Here is a 19,908-nt window from a genome sequence, read left to right as displayed (position 1 = left end):
AGGGGGTGATTCAATGATCCGAGATCAATCGCTATCGTCTAAATTGTTGGACATCGTCGTTCATGCTGTCATGATTGTGGTTCTAATCGCAACGATATACCCCGTTCTTTATGTGCTGTCCGCTTCTCTGAGCAGCCCGACAGCTTTCAACATGGGCAAAGTATCGTTGTTCCCGGTTGATTTTACATTAAAAGCATACCTTCTCATCTGGGAAGCCCAAACCGTTCCTCACTCTTTTCTAAATTCCGTCATCTATACGACGCTGGGAACCGCCATCAGTATGCTGCTAACGACTTCGCTCGCTTACGCCCTTTCGCGAAAAAAGCTGACGCTGCGACGATTCTACATGGTGTTCATTCTAATCACGATGTTTTTCAACGGCGGAATGATTAGCAACTTCTTACTGGTGAAAAACTTGGGAATGTACGACACAATCTGGGCAATTGTTTTGCCAACGGCAGTATCGACGTATTATCTTATTATTATGAGGTCATACTTCCAAGCGGTTCCTGAAGAATTAAATGAATCCGCTTACTTAGACGGAGCCAACGATTTGGTTATTTTCTTCCGCATCACACTGCCTTTATCGATGGCGGCGTTGGTTACGATCGGCCTCTTCTATGCGGTAAACTATTGGAATGCTTGGTTCTCCTCGTTGCTTTACTTGAAAGATACGGATAAATATCCGTTGCAAATGGTTTTGAGATCGATCATCATCCGCTCGGAGCTGCTCATGCAATCGATTAAGGCGGGCGAGGTATCGGCCAACGAGATGGCTTCTACCGATATAACGTCGATAAAATACGCCACGCTGTTCGTGTCCATAGGGCCGATGATGATCCTGTATCCATTCATTCAAAAATATTTTGTCAAAGGCGTCATGATTGGTTCGTTAAAAGGTTGAACATTCATAACTCACGAAGCCTAGGGGGAGTAAACATGAAAAGAAAGTCATTTACGTTCGCGCTAACCTTGATCCTGTCTCTTTCGCTTGTCGTCGGCTGTGCCAAGAACAACGACGCACCGCCAACATCGCCGACTGCCGAAGCTACCGCATCCAATGGCAAATACGACAAGGAACTGACGATTACCGTGTCCAGAGCGATATTGGATACCTCGAATGTCATAGATGATTTGGAAGCGAAGATGCTGAAAGAGAAATTCAACCTTGTTTTCAAAGCAGAGGACTATAGCCGCAACGACTGGCCGACTAAGACGACACTTCTGTTCTCCACTGGAGACGGTCCTGAGTTCATCCCCTACTCCCGAGATCAATGGAAATCGATCGAATGGATGTCAGCGGGGTATCTACGCCCGTTCGAAATGGACGAAATCAAGGAAAAACTTCCTAACTACCTGAAAATTTGGAGCGACGAGGAATGGGATACTGTATTCAAGTCGACGCGCTTCTCCGATGGCAAGCTGTATTTCTTACCTAACAAGCGGACGATTCCAGTACAGAACGCATGGCAATATCGCAAGGATCTATTTGACAAATATGAATTGGAGTTTCCGAAAACGCCGGATGAAATGATCGAAACCCTCACAACGATTAAAGACAAAACGGGTCTAATTCCATTCGTATCGCCAGGGAATTCTTCGTCGCCGCTGTGGGCTGTCAGCACGTTCTTCCAAATGTTCGGATTCCCTGACCTACTGCTAACCTGGAACTCCTACGTGGACCCTATGACCAAACAATTCTATGCCTATCCGCTTGCTGGCGACCAAAGCCGCGACCTTCTTATATTTTTAAACAAAATGTATACGAATGGCTTACTAATGAAGGATTTCGCGACAGCTACATCCGACCAGACGAACAAACTGATTGCGCAAGGCAATCACGTCATTGCACAAACGATCAACGACCCATCCTTTATGGAAGGACAGCAAAAGACTGCCGCTCCCGACGTCAAATGGGCGTGGGTCGAAAATTTCGACCATCCGACCAATGACCCGAACAAGACAATCTACAAAAAAGAATCGTATTATTCCTTCTGGGGACCGGCTATTAAGCAAGGTATAAGCCAGGAGAAAGTTGACCGTCTGCTTGATTACTTGAATTGGGCCATTTCGGATGAAGGGCAGCTCTGGTATACGTACGGCAAGGAAGGGGTTACGTACGAAATGAAGGAAGGTACCCCCACTTTCTTACCAACGATGAGCACGCCTACTCAGGCGGAGGGCAACAAACTGGCGAACTACGGCATCAATATCGGGGGAATCGGATTAGGCGGTTTTATTAGACCTTATAAAGACTTCGACCAAACCTTCAACAAAACGAAGTTGGAGATGAGCGAGGTCATCCCAACCAAGCCTAACTATTACGGACCAATCGAACCAATCCTCCAATTAAGCGACGCCGATCGCAAGAAACTGCTTGGGCTTGAAACGACACTGAACGGTGTGCGGGACGAATACTGGCTGAAATTCATTACGGATGCGCTCGACCCGTCCAATGACGCGGACTGGAAAAAATTCATGGACGCTGCGAACAAAGCCGGACTGGCGGAAGTTGTGAAGCTGCGTACGGATGCCTACAACAAGGCGAATAACAGCTAACCTTTCATTTCCTTAAAGGACGATGGAGATACTCCCATCGTCCTTTTGAACGCCCTGCGGAACGAATGCGTGCTATTATAACCTGCTTGCACCGCAATATTGTCAATGGATAATGAACCCTGTTCTATTAATCGGCACGCAAGCGAAATGCGGAGATTTTCCAGATATGAACTGAATGTTTCCCCAGATTGCTCTTTGAAAAACTGGGACAAGTAGGACTCCGATAAATTAAAATGAGAAGCAATCGCGTATAAGTTAATGTTTGGATTCTGAAAGTGATCGTTAATGTAAGCCATGATTTGATCCAGAAGATGCGTATTTCTGCTTTTCTTGTTCCGCTCGTTCGTGCGGCAAAGGTAATGGAATTGAAGAAAAATATCTCGCAACACTTGCTCGTTGCCTGTGATGTATTGTCCGAAACCAGGATCATTCTCCTCGGCGAGAACATGCTGTCCGAGCTCATCCTCCAGCTTAAGCTCCGTAGCCCGCAACTCGCTGTATAGATGCTGCTTCATGCTTATGGACAACGTTCGGTTCAAAAAGTTCTCATTGTACAGATGCTGCAAAATGTGACCGAGCTCTGTGGAGTTTCCCGCCTTAATGACATTCATTAGACGAATCTCCGTTTCCGTCGGATAATAATATCCGGTCTGCTCCTGGGCCATCTGGGCATACCAAGCGATGGCAGTCTCATCACTGTCCGTTGCATGGCTGTTAGTGACAGCCAACTTCGCTTCTTGGTAAGAATAGTGTACGTCCAGCAGATCTTCGTAGATGCTGCCAATGCCAATCATCGGTACGATCAAATACTGCTCTTTGATATTCCGGTTAATTTGACGGAATAAGTCTTGCAGATCGCTTCTAAAGGCTTCTTTTTCCGCAGCGTCAGATCGAACCAAGATGGCGAGCTCATTCTCATGCATGGTGTGAATGTAGCCTCTGTCTTGAAGATAATCATCAATGATTCCCTCAATCAACGCCCGGAGGATGCTTAGCTCTTCCAGACTCTCTGCATTGAGCATTTCGTTATTTTTATAAATATGGAGCACAACGATGACAAAACCGTTCCCTTGCGTTTTCAGACCAGCATGAACCAGCATAGCATGCATCTGTACGCGGTCCTCAAATTCGCCCTTGAACAGGCGCTCGATGAAAACGTTCTTGAGCGTATCCGCTTGTCGCTGCAGCATTTGTTGCAGCGATTGATTATTATCGATTAACCGGGTAATGCTTGTCTGTAAATAATCGACCTCATTAGGCTTCTCAGACTGCTCGGGCTTGCCGCCCGGCTGGTCGTTAGCCCAGAACGCTCTGAGGACTGCGACAATTTCTTTCCATGGTTTAGAGTGCCGATATGCCATCCACATGGAAATGATCGTCCCGACGATGAGCGTCCCTGCTGCGACGGACAGTGCGATGGTGCGGATGTATTTGACATTGCCCATCACTTGCTCGATCGGCAAAGACACAACGTACATCCAGTTGTTGTAAGCCGAACGCGTATAGATAAAGAGATGATCTTCTCCGCCTATTTTTGCATGCAAAAATCCGTTCTGATCAGGCGCATTACGAATTTCTGCTGGAATAGGCGCATCCGCACTTGCCGTGACAACCTCTCCTTTGTCATCCAGGATCGCGAAAGTCTGGCCGTTCGTATGATCAGCATCGTCGATTCCGACTAGTTTCAAAATATCTTTGTCCTCAACAGCGAATACAACCACGGCTTGCACCTCTTGGTTTTTGCCGATTGGAAGAGACGTCATGTAAGTGATGCCGGATTTCTCTTCGCCGTTCGTCCGTACCATCCTTGAAGGAAGTATCTCTCGAAAGTGCGGCTTACCGTACAGGAGCTCGCGCCACTCCTCGTACGACATGCCTTCGTATTGAAACTCGTCTTGATAGAATGCCTTTGATGAGTCGCTCATTTGAGCTTTGGAGAACACGAGATCGCTATTTTTTAGTACCACGAAAAAAGTATTGGAGTATGCGCTGCCTGTAAGCGCTGAAGAATGAAAGTCTTTATAATAATTCCAAATATCGAAGAGCTCCGGAGAATTGCCAAGCGGCGCTCGTAGATGATATAGCCCCATCAGACGTGAATCGAAGGATAGTTTAATAGCTGCTTCGTCCATATCGGCCCATTGATTATCGAGCACATCCCGGACTTGTTCCAATATGCTTAGCTTAGCTTCTCGGGACTGAGTCTCTACGATTTGAACCGCTTCGTAGTAGGTAAAACTGGACAGCACGATCGGGATGATTAACATGAATAGAAAAGAAACCATGAAGCGTTTGAACACGTTGTTTTTTCGGGATTTCACATTCAAGGGAATCCGAACCACCTTATCGTTTTACAGTATTAACGTTATATTAACACACACGGAGGCGTATATGATGACTAAAAACCGCCAAACCTAAATAGAAAAGGCGTGCTCCCTATGCACGCCTGACTTAATCGATTTATGAGGTGAAACTAGCTAATACAAAGTCACCTTTTCTTTTTTCTTGCTAAAATTATAAAATAACTTCATGGAACCAACCACAGAAACAACAAAAATCGTTCGGCTTCGCAACCAGCTTCTAATATATTGTCTGCGTCCTTCCTTCTCTAAAAAATCATAATCGAGCCTTCGTACTGCCTCAACAAAATCAATTCTGCACAATCTGGCGGTCGGCTCATGATTGACACAATCGATCACTTCAGGATGCCGACACATCTCCTTGATCGAAGCCAAACGTTCTTCACGGCTCAGTCCGCCCTCGAACATCTTTCGCAAGTAGGTTCTAAGCGTGTTCAATAACATCAGATTGCTCCCGACGCAATGTTGGTCTCTCTCATTGATGGCAAAATACTGTTCGATGATCGACTGTTGAATCTGATAGCCGGCAACCGCATCATGCAGCAGCTCCGGCATGTACCGGCTCGTTAATCCGCCTGCTCTGTAATAATACAAGGGTTGGGATATTACAGCTACTGAACGTGCGAGCAAAAACATTTCCAGATTATAGTACAGGTCGTCCCCGAAAAATCGAAGTTTGTCTAAATGTATTCCTCCGCTTGCGGCGAGCTGCCTCCGGTATAACTTCCCATGCAGAAAAGCCGGGAAAGAATGTCCATGCAGAAACGAAATGACGAGTTCTGAACGGATCGTCTCCCCCAAATATAGAGTCTCAGCCTCCCGGAAATAAGAACTCTTATTCATTCGCTTAAAGAGAGCAGAACTCCCGAGCACCTTATACGTATTGCAAACGGTGATGTCCGCGTCGTGTCTGCGGGCAGTCCTCATCAGTTTCTCCAGCATCATAGGCGCCAGCCAATCGTCAGCGTCAACGAACGTGACGTACGGAGCGGTAGCCACCTCCAATCCCCTCCGCCTGGCAGCTATGCTACCACCCCTCGCTTGGTCGACAAGTCGAATGCGCTTATCCTTTGACGCATAACGCCGGCATATTGCAAGACTGCCGTCCGTCGATCCGTCATTGACCAGAATAACCTCTAAGGATGTCTCCGATTGCCCAAGTACGGATTCCAAACATTGGCTCAACTGACTTTCGGCGTTATAAATCGGAATAATGACGCTAATCAGACTCAATGGGCTGTCACCTCCAGACATCACCTATGAATTAAAACATTCATTAAATAACATCATAGCATAGGTTTCCACTTTTGTGCCTTATAAAGAACAAATATAGGATAAAAATAATAATTACCCAATAATAGACTGAATTATATTAAGACCTAAGGATTGAATCGTTCGTTATAATGAACTATAATAGATTTGCAACATAGACCTCGATCCATCTAAAACGCAAGGGAGAAAAGAAAATGAAGAAAGCCGTTATAGCCATCATTGATTTCTCATTTAAGTTAGTTAACCAATTCATTTTGAAGTTTATTTGGCCCGCTCCAAAAGTATTATCCGTAGAAAAATCGCTGTTGGCCATCATCCGCGACAAAAAAGCCGTATGTCGATTTGGCGATGGCGAGCTAATGTGTTTATTGGGGGGAGGGATCAGGTACCAGGAAGCTAATCCGCTTCTGGCAAGCAGACTCAAACAAATACTGTCCTCCGACGAGAGGGGAATTGAAATTGGTTTACCTGATGTATTTTCAACGAAACGGTTGAGCTTGCGGACTGCAGAAAATCAATCATTTTGGCAAGATCACTTATCCAATTACAGATTCCAATGGTATCGATCTATTAGGCGAAATCGTACCTACTTGAATACAGCAATAAGTCGGTTCTATATACCTTATCGCGACAAAGACAAGAGTAAACAAAATAGTTTGTTATTGAAACGCATTTGGCAGGACAAATCCATCTTAATTGTAGAAGGAGAAAAAAGCCGGCTGGGGGTCGGGAATGATTTATTTGACAATACAGAAAAAATAACCAGAATATTATGCCCATCTGAAAATGCTTTTTCGAAATACGAACAGATTCTTGATACTATAAAAAAATTCGATAGAAATGTGCTTGTATTAATCGCTTTAGGTCCAACGGCTACTGTTCTCGCCTATGATCTGGGACTTGCAGGATATTCGGCAATCGATATCGGACACGTTGATCTGGAGTATGAATGGATGAAGCGCGGAGCACCAAGCCAAATTAAAATAGAAGGAAAATATGTAAATGAAGTATCCAACGGTAGTGTCGTCGTTGAAAACCTGGACAAAGACAACTTATACTGGAACCAAATCTGCGCCACTATTATTTAATAGTACAGCCCTTGATCGTCCCGATGGAACGATCAAGGGCCTTTATTCCGATATCTGGCACAAAGCGCTAATTGCGATGATCTGCATTTGTCTGCAGTTCACGTTTTCTTCCGATTAAACCTCTTCCAGATCGATGCAGCTTAATTAGCAGCATGACTGCAACCCCGCGCAAGTACCGGAACGGCTCTGTCCGATGGAACAATACGACGTACAACGAGTTTACAATGATCAAACAAGCCGCTATCTGCAACAGTAAAGCAGCTATCGTGTCTGTCGCCCATAATTGGCAGACGGTATAAGCGACGATCAATGCCAACAACCCCGCTCCCGTATAGGCAAAATACGTTAAGAAATAATGAAGCAGAGGTTTCCCAAACACCTTTTTGTATACCAGATAGGGCGTTGTCCAGAACGGCACCGCGATGGCGCTAAGCAACCCTCCTAAAAATATGCCCCCGAGTCCCAACTCGCGCACCAGCAGTAGACAAGCGCCAAGATTAATGGCTGCCTGCAGCAAAGGCGCGTAACGATCCTCGTGAAAGATGCCAGCCGTCGTCTTTACCGTCGTAATGGAATTGCGCATGCCCCGTTCATAAAATGCGGCGACAAGCACGGGCACGACTGCTCCCGACAACAAGAAGGAGTCTCCCAGCCATTGTCGAATGAAAGGCCCCAGCAACAAAAACATACCGATGCCGAGCATCGAATATAACCAAAAGTTCAACAGCATCGTCGCTTTGTATACCTCGTAGATTTTGTCGGCGCTCTCCTTCGCTACCAAATTGCCGACACTATGATACATATTGCTGAATATTTGATTGACGAATGTCCGGCTTATATCGATAAGCATCTTATAGTTGGCATACAGCCCCACCGCGGCAATGCTGATGAAGGTTGAGATCAGAATACTCTCGACCCCGAATATGAAATAAGACCCGACATTTTGGATAAAGATCGCCTTCATATTGCGAAGGAAATTCCGTTTGGTCTCAGGATCCAGCGTATCGGCCTTGCCGAACTTCAGATAAGGATACTTTCGGTTCACGATAACCGTCAAAATGATGGAAGTCGCGATCGTAATGACCGTGTCGACCGCCAGATACAATAAATAATTTTCCGTATAATACAAAATGGCGATGCGGATAACCGTCGAAATAATGGACGAAATCGAGAAGACGGCCGTAACGATATAGTTCTTCTGATTGACGTTCAGATAGGAATGCTTATAGACGAACAAATACGGAACCGCCGTATTGACCAGGAAAATGAGATAAACAAGCTCGATATGCGGCACGTCGGCTCCCTTGACGATCAGGTCGAGGAACGGCAGCACCGCAAGTCCCAGCGCCGTCACAACGAGTGCGATGATACGGTACGTATTGCGGTATAGCTTCATCAAGGCCAATATCTGCAGGCGATTCTTCTCCGCGACAGGCTTATACAAGTTGAATACGATGCTGGAGCCGATTCCCGCCTCTGCAAGCGACAACATCGCCAATACGCTCGTAAACAAGGCATTAACGCCCAGGTAGTCGATGCCCAGACTATGGATGAACACCGTTCTGGACACGAAGCCAAGCAGCGTAATGATGAGTTGATTGGCAAGTCCCGCGGAGATATTAAGCAGCGTATGCTTTGTTCTCATAACTTCATGGCGCAAGCAAGCCTGATAGCGAACCCCTGCGTGAAGGGCAGTATGCCGAACAGAGAAGAATATACGCCGATGTCCTTCGTATCTCCCTGGGAGAAATCAACCTCGCCTCCACGCCGCGTCACCCCCATCAAATAACCGGCTGCACGCTCCGCCCCTTTACTGCAGCGATCCTGCAATTCCGGTATAGAAGCCGCTTGATGCAGAAACCAGCCGAGCGTTGCAGTTGCGGAGGAGTCCGCTCTCGCTTCTTCTCGATTGACCGACCAGCTCCAGCTGCCGTTCTTGCGCTGGAAGGCAAGCACGGCAGCCGCGTAACGGTTCACCATGCCAGTCAGCTCATCTCTATAGCTCGAGTTGTCGGGCAGCTCCGACCACGCATCGATGAGGCCGATCGCAAACCAGCCGAGCCCTCTGCCCCAGCCGTACAGACCGGCAGGCATACTCTGCTCCACATGATAGGCATGGCTTGGAATATAATGTCCTTCCAGCATGCCGTTGTTTTCGTATTGCCGCAATTGGCGAACCGCCAGCTCCACGCACTCCTGAATCCCATACCGCGTGCCATAGGCGATCAAAAACGGACAGATAAAGCCGATCGTATCCACATAACGATAATGCGGCATCGACAACCTGTACTTCACGGTACCGTCGCTCCCGACATGAGTGCGAATCAACTGCCATACCTCATCCAGGGCGGGCTTGAAGCGATCGACCTCGTTTCCTGCCAGCTTCATGACCCCGTAAGCCAAAATACCGGCATCCACATGTTGGGGAGTTTCCCGCCAATGACCATCTGAACGAAACTTCTCCTTGTAAAAGCGCTTCGCCCTCCGATCGAGGGTTTCGTCTCCTCCGCCGCAGCTTCTATATTCCGCTAGTCCCAACAATAAAGCGGCTTCTTGCCAATGCTGGATCGCGCTGCGGCTATAGTTTCCCTTGAGCATGTCGATGACGATCAGCCGCGTATTGTCCGTCACCTTAATCGTCGGCGTCCGCCCCAGCCATCGCATGCCCGTTGACGTGATCGCGCCTTTCCAGTCCCGGCGGCTGCCGTAACGGCCGATATGAATGCGGCCCAGCCAATCTCGTGCAATGGGTATGCCGTCGATCAGCGCAACGGCCAAACAGAGCGCCACAACGGCGAGAGCTAAAAACTGAATCAAAGTGGGATCTCCTTCCTTCCGCTTGCTTCATTTGACAAATCCGGCGTTCGTGCCCTCAGCCAAAACGCGGAACATCTCTTCTTTTTTTCCGGCGGTAATCCGTCCTCCCAAGGTATATGAGACGTCGTAGAAGATGGCCGTCTCCGTCAACAGGCCGAGCTTCCCTGCGTATTCCTCGACGCTGCCGATCGGCTTTGCCGGGTTGCCCGCCACGATGGTTCGCGCCTGTACGGACTTCGTCACCACGCTTCCCGCCGCCACGATCGCTTCTCTTCCGACGGATACGCCGGGCATAATGATTGCGCGTGCGCCGATGAAAGCGTAGTCCTCAATTATGACCGTACCGATCCGTGTAGAACCGACCGCCGGTTTGCTGCTTGCATCATGCGCCAGCAAGTAAGCTTCGGGAGCGATTGTCACATGATTGCCGATCCGTATGAGCCAGCAATGCGAATAATCGAAAACGACGCCCGGCTGTATCGAGCAACCTTCGCCCACCTTCATCCCAGCCCGGATGTAATCCTCCATCCACAGTTCCTCAAGCAGCCATTTCCGCCATCTCGCACGAACAAAATGCAATAGCTTCTTGCTCATCTGCACACCGCCTTAATTGAAGAACGTACATATGCTAACGATTAGGTCAGCAGTTCGTACAACTTCTCTATTTCCGCCTCCGTGCCCAAGTTTTCTTCTGAGAGTCTTTGTGTAAATGATTGCTTTAAGTCCTCATTGCCCAGCACTTCCGCGATGCCTTCTGCAAGCTCAATTGCGCTCATGCCTGTGATCCAACCGTTGTGACCATGCCGGATTTGATCAGAAGCAGTGGAGAAGTTCGTCACGACAATCGGCTTGCCTAGAATCTTCGCTTCATCAATCGCTATCGCTTTCCCTTCGAAACGAGAGGGCTGCACGTAGAGATCCGCCTGGCTGATGAACGTATACGGATTTTCCTTGGGACCCAACAAGTGAAAGTGATCTTGTAGTGACATCCTCTCGATCATTCTTTCCAGCTCCTGACGTTCTTCTCCCTCCCCAATAACATTCCACTGAACACGATAACCACGATCCCGGAGCAAGCGACATGCATGCACAGCCAAATCAAATCCTTTTTGTGCTGTCAATCTACCAACTGACACGATCGTAATCCTTTCATCTAGCGCCCCTATCGAATCGTTCTGTCCTGCTAACGCGCGGATCAGCGCTGGGGATACGACGTTCTGAATGACCTTTACCTTTCCAGTCTGCTCGGGAAATAAACGCATAAGAACTTCAGAACATGTGTCTGAGACTGTTACTAGATAGTCGAGCTTGTGGAAATAGCGAACGTCTAGGGTGGGATCCATACCTAGCTTTTCGTAATCGTTATGTATGAATCCAAGTTTCACCTTTGCTTCCACCTTGTCCAGGCAAAAGTATACGGGCGTTTTTTCCAAAAAACCGATCGCCGCATCATACGGCTCCCTGACATTGGGAAGAGCCAGGGAAAGATGTTTCCACAAGCGTTGCTCTTTCCTTGCCGCATTATCATTTCCACGGAATAAAAGTCCCGCCCGAATGCGCGCCAAAGCTATCCGGTACTGCCGATCCCGCAGACATGCCCGGAGTGCCTGGCTGATCGGCATATCAAATAACTGATAGCCCGGCATAACATCAATTAGCTTGACTTCGGGAGGTAGTTGCTTCATAAACATGCCTTCCCGCTTAAACAGCAGCAAATCCACTTGAAATCTGGAGTGATCGATGGTGTTAAGCAACGATACAAGCGACTTTTCTGCTCCTCCGCATTGCAAATTATTCATGACAAATAATACTTTTGTTCTCACGCGTGTCCTCCTCAATCAAGCAAGAAGCTGATAAAGCTTTTTAATCTCGTCCTCCGTTCCCAGCTCCATGCCGGACAACGCTTGAGACAAGCGATTTCGCAGCTCCTTGTTCTCGATCAATCGCATAATTCCGTCAGCTATACTTTCCGCATTCATCCCAACGATCAAGCCGTCGACATCATGCCGGATCTGATCCTTGGCCGTGCTGAAATTCGTGACCACAATCGGCTTATTTAATATTTTCGCTTCGTCGATCGCAATCGATTTACCCTCGAATCTGGAAGTCTGCACGTAAATATCAGCTTGATGAAGATAGGGGTACGGATTAGAGCGTAAACCGAGCAGACGGAACGATTGACCTAATCGGAAACGATCTATTAGTCGGTTCAGGCTCTCTCTCTCCTCTCCCTCCCCAATCACGTTCCATTGAATGGATAGTCCCCTGTCCAGCAAGATCCGGCAGGCTTCTACGGCAAGCTCCAGTCCCTTTTGGGAATGGAGTCTTCCAATCGTTAAGATGACCGTCTCCTGATCCCGTCGCTCGAACAAATCCTGCTGCACATGTTGCGCCAGTCGGCATATTATGTTTGGCGACACGATGTTATGAATAATACTAACTTTGTTGCTTTGTTCGGAGAAGACGCTTTTTAAGGTTGCCGCACATTCGTCTGACACCGTTACGATATGATTTAATCGCCTGAAGTATCGTTGGTCGAATGCGGCGTTCGTCTCCAATTTTAAATAATCATTGTGAATCCAGCCGATTTTCGAGTTGGCTCGAATATGATCCACGCACATATAGATGGATGTTTTCTCCAGGAATCCGATTGCCGTATCATAAACGCCGGTGAAGCCTTGCAACGTTTCCGCCATGTGTTTCCATGCTTTCTGCTCTCTTTCCCCAACGCTTAAGGGAGTACGATGTATCATGGCATACCTTAACCGCCGATAAGCGAGTCGAAACTGGCCCCTGCTCAAAAAAGCCGCAAGCGATTGAGAGAGAGGAAGGATAAACCTTCGGTAATTGATAGGATGCGGCAATAGACTCACTTGCTCAGGAAGATGTTCGAGAAACATTCCTTCCTGATGGAACAAAAACACGTCAACATCGAACTTCGAATAATCGATCTGTGACAACAGATTCACGAGACTGCGTTCTCCACCGCCTGCAGCCAGACTGGGTATAACAAACAATAGTTTCTTCTTCATCGCCTTATCCTAACTCTCGTAAATAATCGACGGCCTGCAAAGAACGCTGCCTAACGCCCGGCATCGCGTTGACCAGTTGTTGCCTGATTACATGTTCATCTCTTAGCAACTCCGCAAATCCCGCTTTCAGCTTGTTGAAATCGGACAGTTCCTTGAGGTGGAGCACTAGCTTCTCTTCGCCGAATATATCTTTGGCGATCCCCTTTGACTTCACACTGTAACCTAGCACCATGGTCGGCACATGATTGGAATAAGCCGCAATCGTCGCATGAGTCCTTGCTCCGATAAAAAATCGCATGCGTGCAATATAGCCTTTGTACTGTATGGCGGTCAGATTATCTGGCAATAACAGCACTCTTCCACTAGATCGGAATTGTTCATAATAGGAATGAAGCACCTCATAATCGTTATTTCCCTCATAGATGACGTGGGGGGTAAAAGCAATTGTCATATCGGTCGTATCCAGAATATGCTCGATCAGCTGCATGACAGAGAGCCTGGACTGTTCATTCAGCTTCCAGACCAAGGGACTGAAATTCAGGCCGATCGTATTGCCCTCTTGCCAGCCTGGAGGAAGCGGCAATTGTATCTGCTCCATAGTAAACGCCGGATCGGCCGCAAGCTTAACTTGCGTGAGTCCCTTTTCTTTGAGCATCTGGTAGGTCAACGATTCCCTGGCTACGATTAAATCAAATCGTTGCAAGTCCTCCAGCTTCTCCGCAGACATGTCCTCTTCTCCGATCGAGCAACCCCACAGGACTAACTTTTTCCCTTTAAGCTTCACCCTTCTGTCGATTTCGTACCAGCCCGGCTGCTCGCCATAACAATAATTATCGCCGCCTATGGACATGACCACATCCATTTCCGCTATGCGGCTGATCGTTTTAGCCTCAATTTTCCCAAGTGCATAAGATTCCCTCTGGAATAATTTGTTCTGAAGGAGAGATAAGAACCATTCCATTGAATACTTGTCAATGGTGGAAGCCGAACCGTCAAATATGCCATCCAATCGGCCAATGATTTCATCCGTATCAGGCTTGCCGGAAGCCAGATAGACCTTCGATCCTCCAATTTGGTCTTTGATCAGATTTGTGGTTGACCGCACAATCGCCTCGCAGCCGCGATTCTGGCTCCCGCCATGCGCAAACATCATAATTTTCATTTCTTAACCTCCCGTGTTCGTATCGTTTCGAAATCTGCTGTACGCGGTCAGACCATATAATCCCAATGCCGATTGCATATTCATCATTCGTAAAATCCATTGCTCGTACCTGCCGGCATTTTGCCGATGATCGGCATATGCCGGGAGCGAGGCGCGGACGGCAGGATGCGCGAGCATTTCTTTGACCGAACCTATCTTTTGCCTTAGGCTCAACCCGTTGGCCGGCTCATAATAGAGATGGACATAGGAAATAATCGCCTTAATAAATTCGATTGACTTCAATCGCGTCAGTTCGCCTGGCTCCACAAGCTTCTCGTAAGCTTGCGGATACTTCTCCTCGTACACCTCAATTGCATGTGCAAAGTAGTCCATCTTTGCCAAATTTCTGGTGGCGCTGCCGTATACTTCACGATAGTGATAGCCGACATAATTTAAATAAATCATGGAGTCGGCGACCGCGAACAACTCCATCGCAAACACTTTATCTTCTCCAAGCGTCATTCCCTTGCGAAAGGAGATGTCGTGCCGATAGATTAATTGCTTTCGGAACAATTTGTTCCATACCGTGTTCATGGACCAGCCCATCATAAACAACGGCATTACTTCCTTCTTTATGTATGTCCGATCCAGCCTTCTATCTGCCGGGAATTCGTGACGTGAACATCCCTTGCGCTCTCCAATCTGGCTTTCATAATCGCTAACAACGATGTCGCTACGCGAGGAAACAGCGGCTTCAAACATCACCTCGAACATCTCAGGTTTCACCCAATCGTCTGCGTCCACAAACCCGATATATTCGCCTTTTGCCACGGAGATACCGACATTTCGTGCGGCACTGACGCCTCTGTTCTCTTGATAAATAACTCGAATGCGATCGTCTTCCCTCCGGTAACGCTCCAGGATCGTCCGGCTTCCATCACTCGACCCATCGTCGACGAAAATGAACTCGCATTCCTGCAATGTCTGTTTGATAAGCGACTGCACGCACTCCGTCAAATATTGTTCCGCATTATAAACTGGTATAACGACAGTTATTTTTAAAGGAAAAGGTCTTGCCTCGTTAGACGATACTTTTGCAATCGAAGTCAAGCCGACCCCCTCCACTCCGTTCTGTCGCCGATCAGTTCGTAGAGCTGCTCTAATTGCTCGCCGCAACTGTAATTTTGTGTACGGCAATACTCGCTCAGATCGGCTCGCAGCCCATCATTCCGATACAGATGCTCGATGCCGTCCGCGATCCCTTCCGCAGACAGCTCCGCGATATATCCGTCATACCCGTCATTCACCTGGCTTGCCGCCGTGGAATAACGAGTAATTATCACGGGTTTGCCGAGCATCTGGGCTTCCGTAACCGTAACGGCCTTGCCCTCGTAGCGGGAAGGCTGCACATATAGATCGCAAGCTGCCATGAACGGATAAGGATTAAGCTGCTTACCGAGAAGAACAAATGAATTTTGCAGTCCATTCTGCCGGATCAGCTCGCGAATAGAGTCTTCGTCGCCCCCATAACCGACGATGTACCAGACGATATCCCGCATGCCGCGATCCGCAAGCAGCTTCAGTGCTTGCACAGCCTGATCAATCCCTTTGGCATGGGATAATCGCGCTACAGTCAGCAGCTTGAACCTGGAGTCCGCAAGCATGGCTTCGGCACCCGTCCCTTCGATCTCCCCGGCGAGCGTACGCACTGATTCCAGCGATACGATATTTTCGATGACGCGTACCCGGCTCCTCAGCTCTCCGTACTTGCTTAGAAACGACTCCTTGCATGCCTCCGATACTGCGACGATAGCATCAAACTTGCGCCACATGACCAGATCCTGCTCCACATTGGTCTCGACAGTCGAATAGTCTGTATGAATCCAAGCCAGCTTGCGCTTAGCCGATACTTTATCCGCTACGTAATAATGAGGCCACAGATAACTGATCGCGGCATCGTATTCGCCTTGCTGATTCGGCAGGAATGGCAACGCATACTTCCAAGTCAGCTGCATTTGCAAGTACCCGGGCTCCGTCAGCCCCTGTCTCGCCCCCGTAACGGACGCAACCGCCTTGGCCAACACACGGGCCATGCCCAGCCCCAGCTTCCCCGACCTCACCGTCGCCATTATGGATGATCGGAACGTTGCGTATGCCGGACTCTCGGCCAGCAGATTGGCCCTTCGATTAAGCAAACCCATGAAATCGCCGCGATGACGATACAGCATCACATCGACCTGATAGCGATCGTAATCGAACTCATTAAGCAATCCCGCAAGACTGCGTTCTACGCCTCCAACCTCCATGTCGTACGAAGCAATCAACACCTTGCCCACGCCGCTCCTCCTCCAATCCAGTCTTCATGTTTTCTGTTCCCTGGCGCCCTTCGCCTTCCTCCACAACCACAAAAACGGACGCAGGCCGAAATATAGGAAGTGAAGCTTCTGCGGCAACGGCAAAGTTTCCGTGTCCTCGTAGAAGGGATGCATGACGCTCAGCACATACAGGCATTTCTGACGCATGGTCAGCAGTCCGAACAAATATTGTTTATGATAACGCTCGACCTCCTTGGGTACGGGCGGCGTATGCAGATTAACGGTTCGACGCATATAAAACATCGTGTCCTCGGCCAACCATCCCGCCTTGCGGGACGTCAGAAGCGGCTTCATCTCCTCGCGAAGCGGCGCAGCGAGCAGCTTCGCCGCAAGAAACAGCGCCTGCCCTCCGATATGGAGCATCTGATGCTTGCGCAGATGGGATGTCAGCCTGGGCCAGTCGATCCGCTGATTCATCAGCTGCTTGATATCCAGCAGCCAGCGAAGCCTTGACCAGCCATGACGGGCTCCGTGGGAGACGAGAAACAAGAACAGATCCTCCCTGCCGAGATAGTAGATCGGTCTGCTGATAAGCGAGCTCTGACGTTTCCTGCTCCACAGCTCTTCGAAGCCGGGCTCCTTGGACGGAGATGGGTTAAGCCGCCAGTGCACCTCTACCTTGATCCCCTTACGGGGATGCAGAAAGGTGATATGGTGGTGTCTCCACTTCCAGTCGTTCAGCACGCTTGTAATGTAGTCATCCTTCTCGTAGCCCAGCGACACGAGAAGCTCCTCAGCTGCCTGGAGGTTTTCCAGCGGCACCAGCACGTCAAGATCACAGGACGTCCGCAGAGAAACATCGCCATACAAGTCGGCCGCGATTACAGGCCCCTTTAGAAACAAAGCGCGAATGCCGCGATTCTCGAACAACGAGGAAAGCCGCTCCATCTCGCCGCTCAACGCGAGCATCGTAATCGTATTCCGGTAGTAGTCCCGCTGGAACATGCTGATAACGAAGGCGGGCACGTTGATCGGCCTATGTTCCTGCAGCTTCCTGTTCATCGTCGGGAACACGCGGTGATGCCGCGCCAGCTCGATGAAGGTATGCCAATTCGCGTCTTTCATTAATTCCCAGAGCTCGAAGCTCATCTCCGTGCCTTCCTCCATCTCAAGGAAGGCAAGCAGCAGTCGTAGTTCTTGTGACAAATCTTCGGTATTGAGCGCGGCTTCCATTTTCATGACGGTCTCCTTCATTCGCAAATAACGAACAAAAAATAATTTTTGTTCTATAAAACGAACACATTTACAGATTATCACCCGACCGTTGTTCTGTCAATTGCGCCGCCCATAATTCTACAAAATTCCGGATCATCCGGAACAAGGGTATGCTAGAATTAGTGCATAATCATAGAAAACGTATAAGCGAAGGGGATGACGGAATGTCGAATGGAATCATTGTGTTCGGGGCAGGCGGACATGCCAAAGCCGTGATCGATACGATAGAGCGGCAAGGCGCGTACGAAATCATCGGATTGTTGGACGGAGGCAAGCCAGTCGGAGAGCAGGTGTACGGATATAGCGTAATAGGGGATGTGACGTGGCTTGCAGACCGGAATAACCAAGCTGGGGGAGCCATCGCGGCGATCGGCGACAACTGGACTCGCGGGCTTGTCGTTCGAGGCATCTCCCGCATTCGGCCGGAGCTGCCTTTCGTGACCGCCGTTCATCCCGCGGCTTCCGTCGCAAGAGGAGCCCGCATCGGGGCGGGCTCCGTCGTGATGGCGGGCTCCGTCGTCGGAAGCGACGCCGAGATTGGGGAGCATGCCGTCTTGTATGCCGGCAGCTGCATCGAACACGATTCCCGCATCGGCTCATTCGTCAGCCTCGCGCCGAAGGCCGCCACTGGCGGGAACGCGGCCATCGGCGACTATACGGCAGTCGCTATCGGCGCGTCTATTATTCATGGCGTCGCGGTAGGCGAGCATTGCGTGATCGGCGCAGGCTCAACCGTCGTTCGCAACATCGCGTCCCATACCGTCGCCTATGGCACGCCCGCCCGTGCCGTCCGCTCCCGCACGAGCGGCGAACGATATTTGTGAATGGATAGCAGGCGCCTTAACCGGCTAGCTCGCCGCTTCGGTCGACTCGGAACGCAGCCCTCTCGCAGCGTCCTCGATAACGGCAATGACCCGGTCCTGTTCCTCCGGGCTCATATTGGAGCCCGAAGGGAGACAGATCCCAGTGCGGAAGAGCTCTTCGCATACGGAGCTTCCCTGCTCGTAATGTCCATAGAAGGTTGTTCCCCGGAAGAGCGGCTGCAGGTGCAGCGGCTTCCATAATGGCCTGGCCTCGATATTGGCTTCCCCGAGAGCGTCCAGCAAACCCGCGATAATCGCCTCCGCGCCGGGAGGCTTAATAGTAAGCGCCGTCAGCCAGCGATTGCCGCAAGTGCCCTCCGGCTCCGGCATAAACGCGATAGCCTCGTATTTTCCCAGCGCTTCCTCGTATCTGCGGTATACCTCTCTCCTCGCCTGAACGCGTTGATCCAGCACTTCCAGCTGCGCCCTGCCGATCCCGGCCAACACGTTGCTCATCCGATAGTTATAGCCCATTACGCTGTGCTGGTAATGGACGGCCGCGTCTCTGGCCTGCGTCGCGAGAAATTTGGCTCGCTCCAGCGCGTCCGTATGATCGGATACCAACATCCCTCCGCCGGAAGTGGTAATAATTTTATTGCCGTTGAAGGAATAGATGCCGAAATGGCCTAATGTACCGCTCTGGCGTCCCCGGTAGGTAGAGCCAAGCGATTCCGCCGCATCCTCGACGACAGGGACGCCGTACCTGTCGCAAATCTCCATGATCCGCTCCATATTCGCCATTCCCCCGTACAGATGAACGACGATGACCGCTTTGGGGAGGCGGCCTGCCGCGGATGTTTGCCGAAGCGCGCGCTCCAGCGCGACCGGCGACATATTCCAGGTGTCGGGCTCCGAATCGACGAATAACGGCTTCGCGCCAAGATAAACAATAGGATTTGCCGTCGCGATAAATGTGAAGCTGGGACATATGACCTGATCGCCTTCGCCGACGCCCAGCAATTGCAGGGCCAGATGGATGGCGGCCGTGCCCGAGCTGACCGCCGTTGCGCCGCGGGAGCCTACATACGATGCAAGCTCCTGCTCGAATGCGTTAATGTGGGGACCAAGCGGGGCGATCCAATTGCTCCGGAACGCCTCGTCGATATAAGCCTGTTCCTTGCCGCTCATATGGGGAGAGGACAGATAGATGCGGCTTCCTCCGCTTTGTTGCTGCTGGCTCATCCGA

General features: G+C 49.6%; 16 protein-coding genes. 4 read left to right on the top strand and 12 right to left on the bottom strand.

Annotated features, from left to right (window positions below):
- The first annotated feature begins 13 nt into the window (after window positions 1–13).
- Window positions 14–904 carry a carbohydrate ABC transporter permease gene (locus KJW29_RS02670; protein WP_087566680.1) on the top strand — a complete coding sequence of 297 codons (891 nt, stop codon included), beginning with the start codon at window positions 14–16 and terminating at the stop codon, window positions 902–904.
- A gap of 35 nt (window positions 905–939) precedes the next feature.
- Window positions 940–2,559, top strand: a complete 1,620-nt coding sequence (locus KJW29_RS02665) for an extracellular solute-binding protein (RefSeq protein ID WP_214628657.1) — start codon at window positions 940–942, stop codon at window positions 2,557–2,559.
- On the opposite strand, the gene KJW29_RS02660 is transcribed toward KJW29_RS02665, so the two are convergent.
- Together KJW29_RS02660 and KJW29_RS02655 are read right to left on the bottom strand one after the other, a co-directional pair.
- Complete coding sequence (locus KJW29_RS02660; RefSeq protein WP_246608792.1) at window positions 2,556–4,880, bottom strand: helix-turn-helix domain-containing protein; 2,325 nt, start codon at window positions 4,878–4,880, stop codon at window positions 2,556–2,558. The two genes, KJW29_RS02665 and KJW29_RS02660, sit on opposite strands and share 4 nt — an antisense overlap.
- Before the next feature lie 156 nt (window positions 4,881–5,036).
- Entirely contained in the window at window positions 5,037–6,152 is a 1,116-nt protein-coding gene (locus KJW29_RS02655; protein WP_214628655.1) for a glycosyltransferase, read from the bottom strand.
- A gap of 233 nt (window positions 6,153–6,385) precedes the next feature.
- On the opposite strand from KJW29_RS02655, the gene KJW29_RS02650 reads away from it, so the two are divergent.
- Window positions 6,386–7,279, top strand: a complete 894-nt coding sequence (locus KJW29_RS02650) for an SP_1767 family glycosyltransferase (protein WP_214628654.1) — start codon at window positions 6,386–6,388, stop codon at window positions 7,277–7,279.
- A gap of 67 nt (window positions 7,280–7,346) precedes the next feature.
- Here KJW29_RS02650 and KJW29_RS02645 read toward each other — a convergent pair whose 3' ends face one another.
- From KJW29_RS02645 to KJW29_RS02605, 9 genes are read right to left on the bottom strand one after another with little or no spacing between them, the layout of a single operon-like run.
- Complete coding sequence (locus tag KJW29_RS02645; RefSeq protein WP_214628653.1) at window positions 7,347–8,924, bottom strand: lipopolysaccharide biosynthesis protein; 1,578 nt, start codon at window positions 8,922–8,924, stop codon at window positions 7,347–7,349.
- Window positions 8,921–10,096: a glycoside hydrolase family 88 protein gene (locus KJW29_RS02640; RefSeq protein WP_214628652.1), complete on the bottom strand. Its 1,176-nt coding sequence runs from the start codon at window positions 10,094–10,096 to the stop codon at window positions 8,921–8,923. The genes KJW29_RS02645 and KJW29_RS02640 overlap by 4 nt, the downstream gene beginning before the upstream one ends.
- A 27-nt stretch (window positions 10,097–10,123) precedes the next feature.
- Window positions 10,124–10,690 carry an acyltransferase gene (locus KJW29_RS02635; protein ID WP_214628651.1) on the bottom strand — a complete coding sequence of 189 codons (567 nt, stop codon included), beginning with the start codon at window positions 10,688–10,690 and terminating at the stop codon, window positions 10,124–10,126.
- A 41-nt stretch (window positions 10,691–10,731) separates the two neighbouring features.
- A complete protein-coding gene (locus tag KJW29_RS02630; RefSeq protein WP_214628650.1) occupies window positions 10,732–11,919 on the bottom strand; it encodes a glycosyltransferase in 1,188 nt (395 codons plus the stop codon).
- Window positions 11,920–11,934: 15 nt separating this feature from the next.
- On the bottom strand, window positions 11,935–13,128 hold the full coding sequence (locus KJW29_RS02625; protein ID WP_214628649.1) for a glycosyltransferase: 1,194 nt from the start codon (window positions 13,126–13,128) through the stop codon (window positions 11,935–11,937).
- 4 nt (window positions 13,129–13,132) lie between these two features.
- Complete coding sequence (locus KJW29_RS02620; protein ID WP_087566690.1) at window positions 13,133–14,290, bottom strand: polysaccharide pyruvyl transferase family protein; 1,158 nt, start codon at window positions 14,288–14,290, stop codon at window positions 13,133–13,135.
- Between the two features lie 3 nt (window positions 14,291–14,293).
- A complete protein-coding gene (locus KJW29_RS02615) occupies window positions 14,294–15,379 on the bottom strand; it encodes a glycosyltransferase family 2 protein (RefSeq protein ID WP_214628648.1) in 1,086 nt (361 codons plus the stop codon).
- On the bottom strand, window positions 15,376–16,575 hold the full coding sequence (locus KJW29_RS02610) for a glycosyltransferase (RefSeq protein ID WP_425517546.1): 1,200 nt from the start codon (window positions 16,573–16,575) through the stop codon (window positions 15,376–15,378). The genes KJW29_RS02615 and KJW29_RS02610 overlap by 4 nt, the downstream gene beginning before the upstream one ends.
- A gap of 54 nt (window positions 16,576–16,629) precedes the next feature.
- Complete coding sequence (locus KJW29_RS02605; protein WP_214628646.1) at window positions 16,630–17,823, bottom strand: nucleotidyltransferase domain-containing protein; 1,194 nt, start codon at window positions 17,821–17,823, stop codon at window positions 16,630–16,632.
- A gap of 200 nt (window positions 17,824–18,023) precedes the next feature.
- On the opposite strand from KJW29_RS02605, the gene KJW29_RS02600 reads away from it, so the two are divergent.
- A complete protein-coding gene (locus tag KJW29_RS02600; protein ID WP_214628645.1) occupies window positions 18,024–18,683 on the top strand; it encodes a NeuD/PglB/VioB family sugar acetyltransferase in 660 nt (219 codons plus the stop codon).
- 24 nt (window positions 18,684–18,707) lie between these two features.
- On the opposite strand, the gene KJW29_RS02595 is transcribed toward KJW29_RS02600, so the two are convergent.
- On the bottom strand, window positions 18,708–19,904 hold the full coding sequence (locus KJW29_RS02595) for a DegT/DnrJ/EryC1/StrS family aminotransferase (RefSeq protein WP_214628644.1): 1,197 nt from the start codon (window positions 19,902–19,904) through the stop codon (window positions 18,708–18,710).
- Window positions 19,905–19,908: the final 4 nt, after the last annotated feature.

Origin of the sequence: Paenibacillus agaridevorans, from assembly GCF_018604145.1 — a bacterium.
Classification (GTDB): domain Bacteria; phylum Bacillota; class Bacilli; order Paenibacillales; family Paenibacillaceae; genus Pristimantibacillus; species Pristimantibacillus agaridevorans.
The sequence above is the reverse complement of the archived record's forward strand: the minus strand, read 5'-3'. Positions and strand labels throughout refer to the sequence as shown.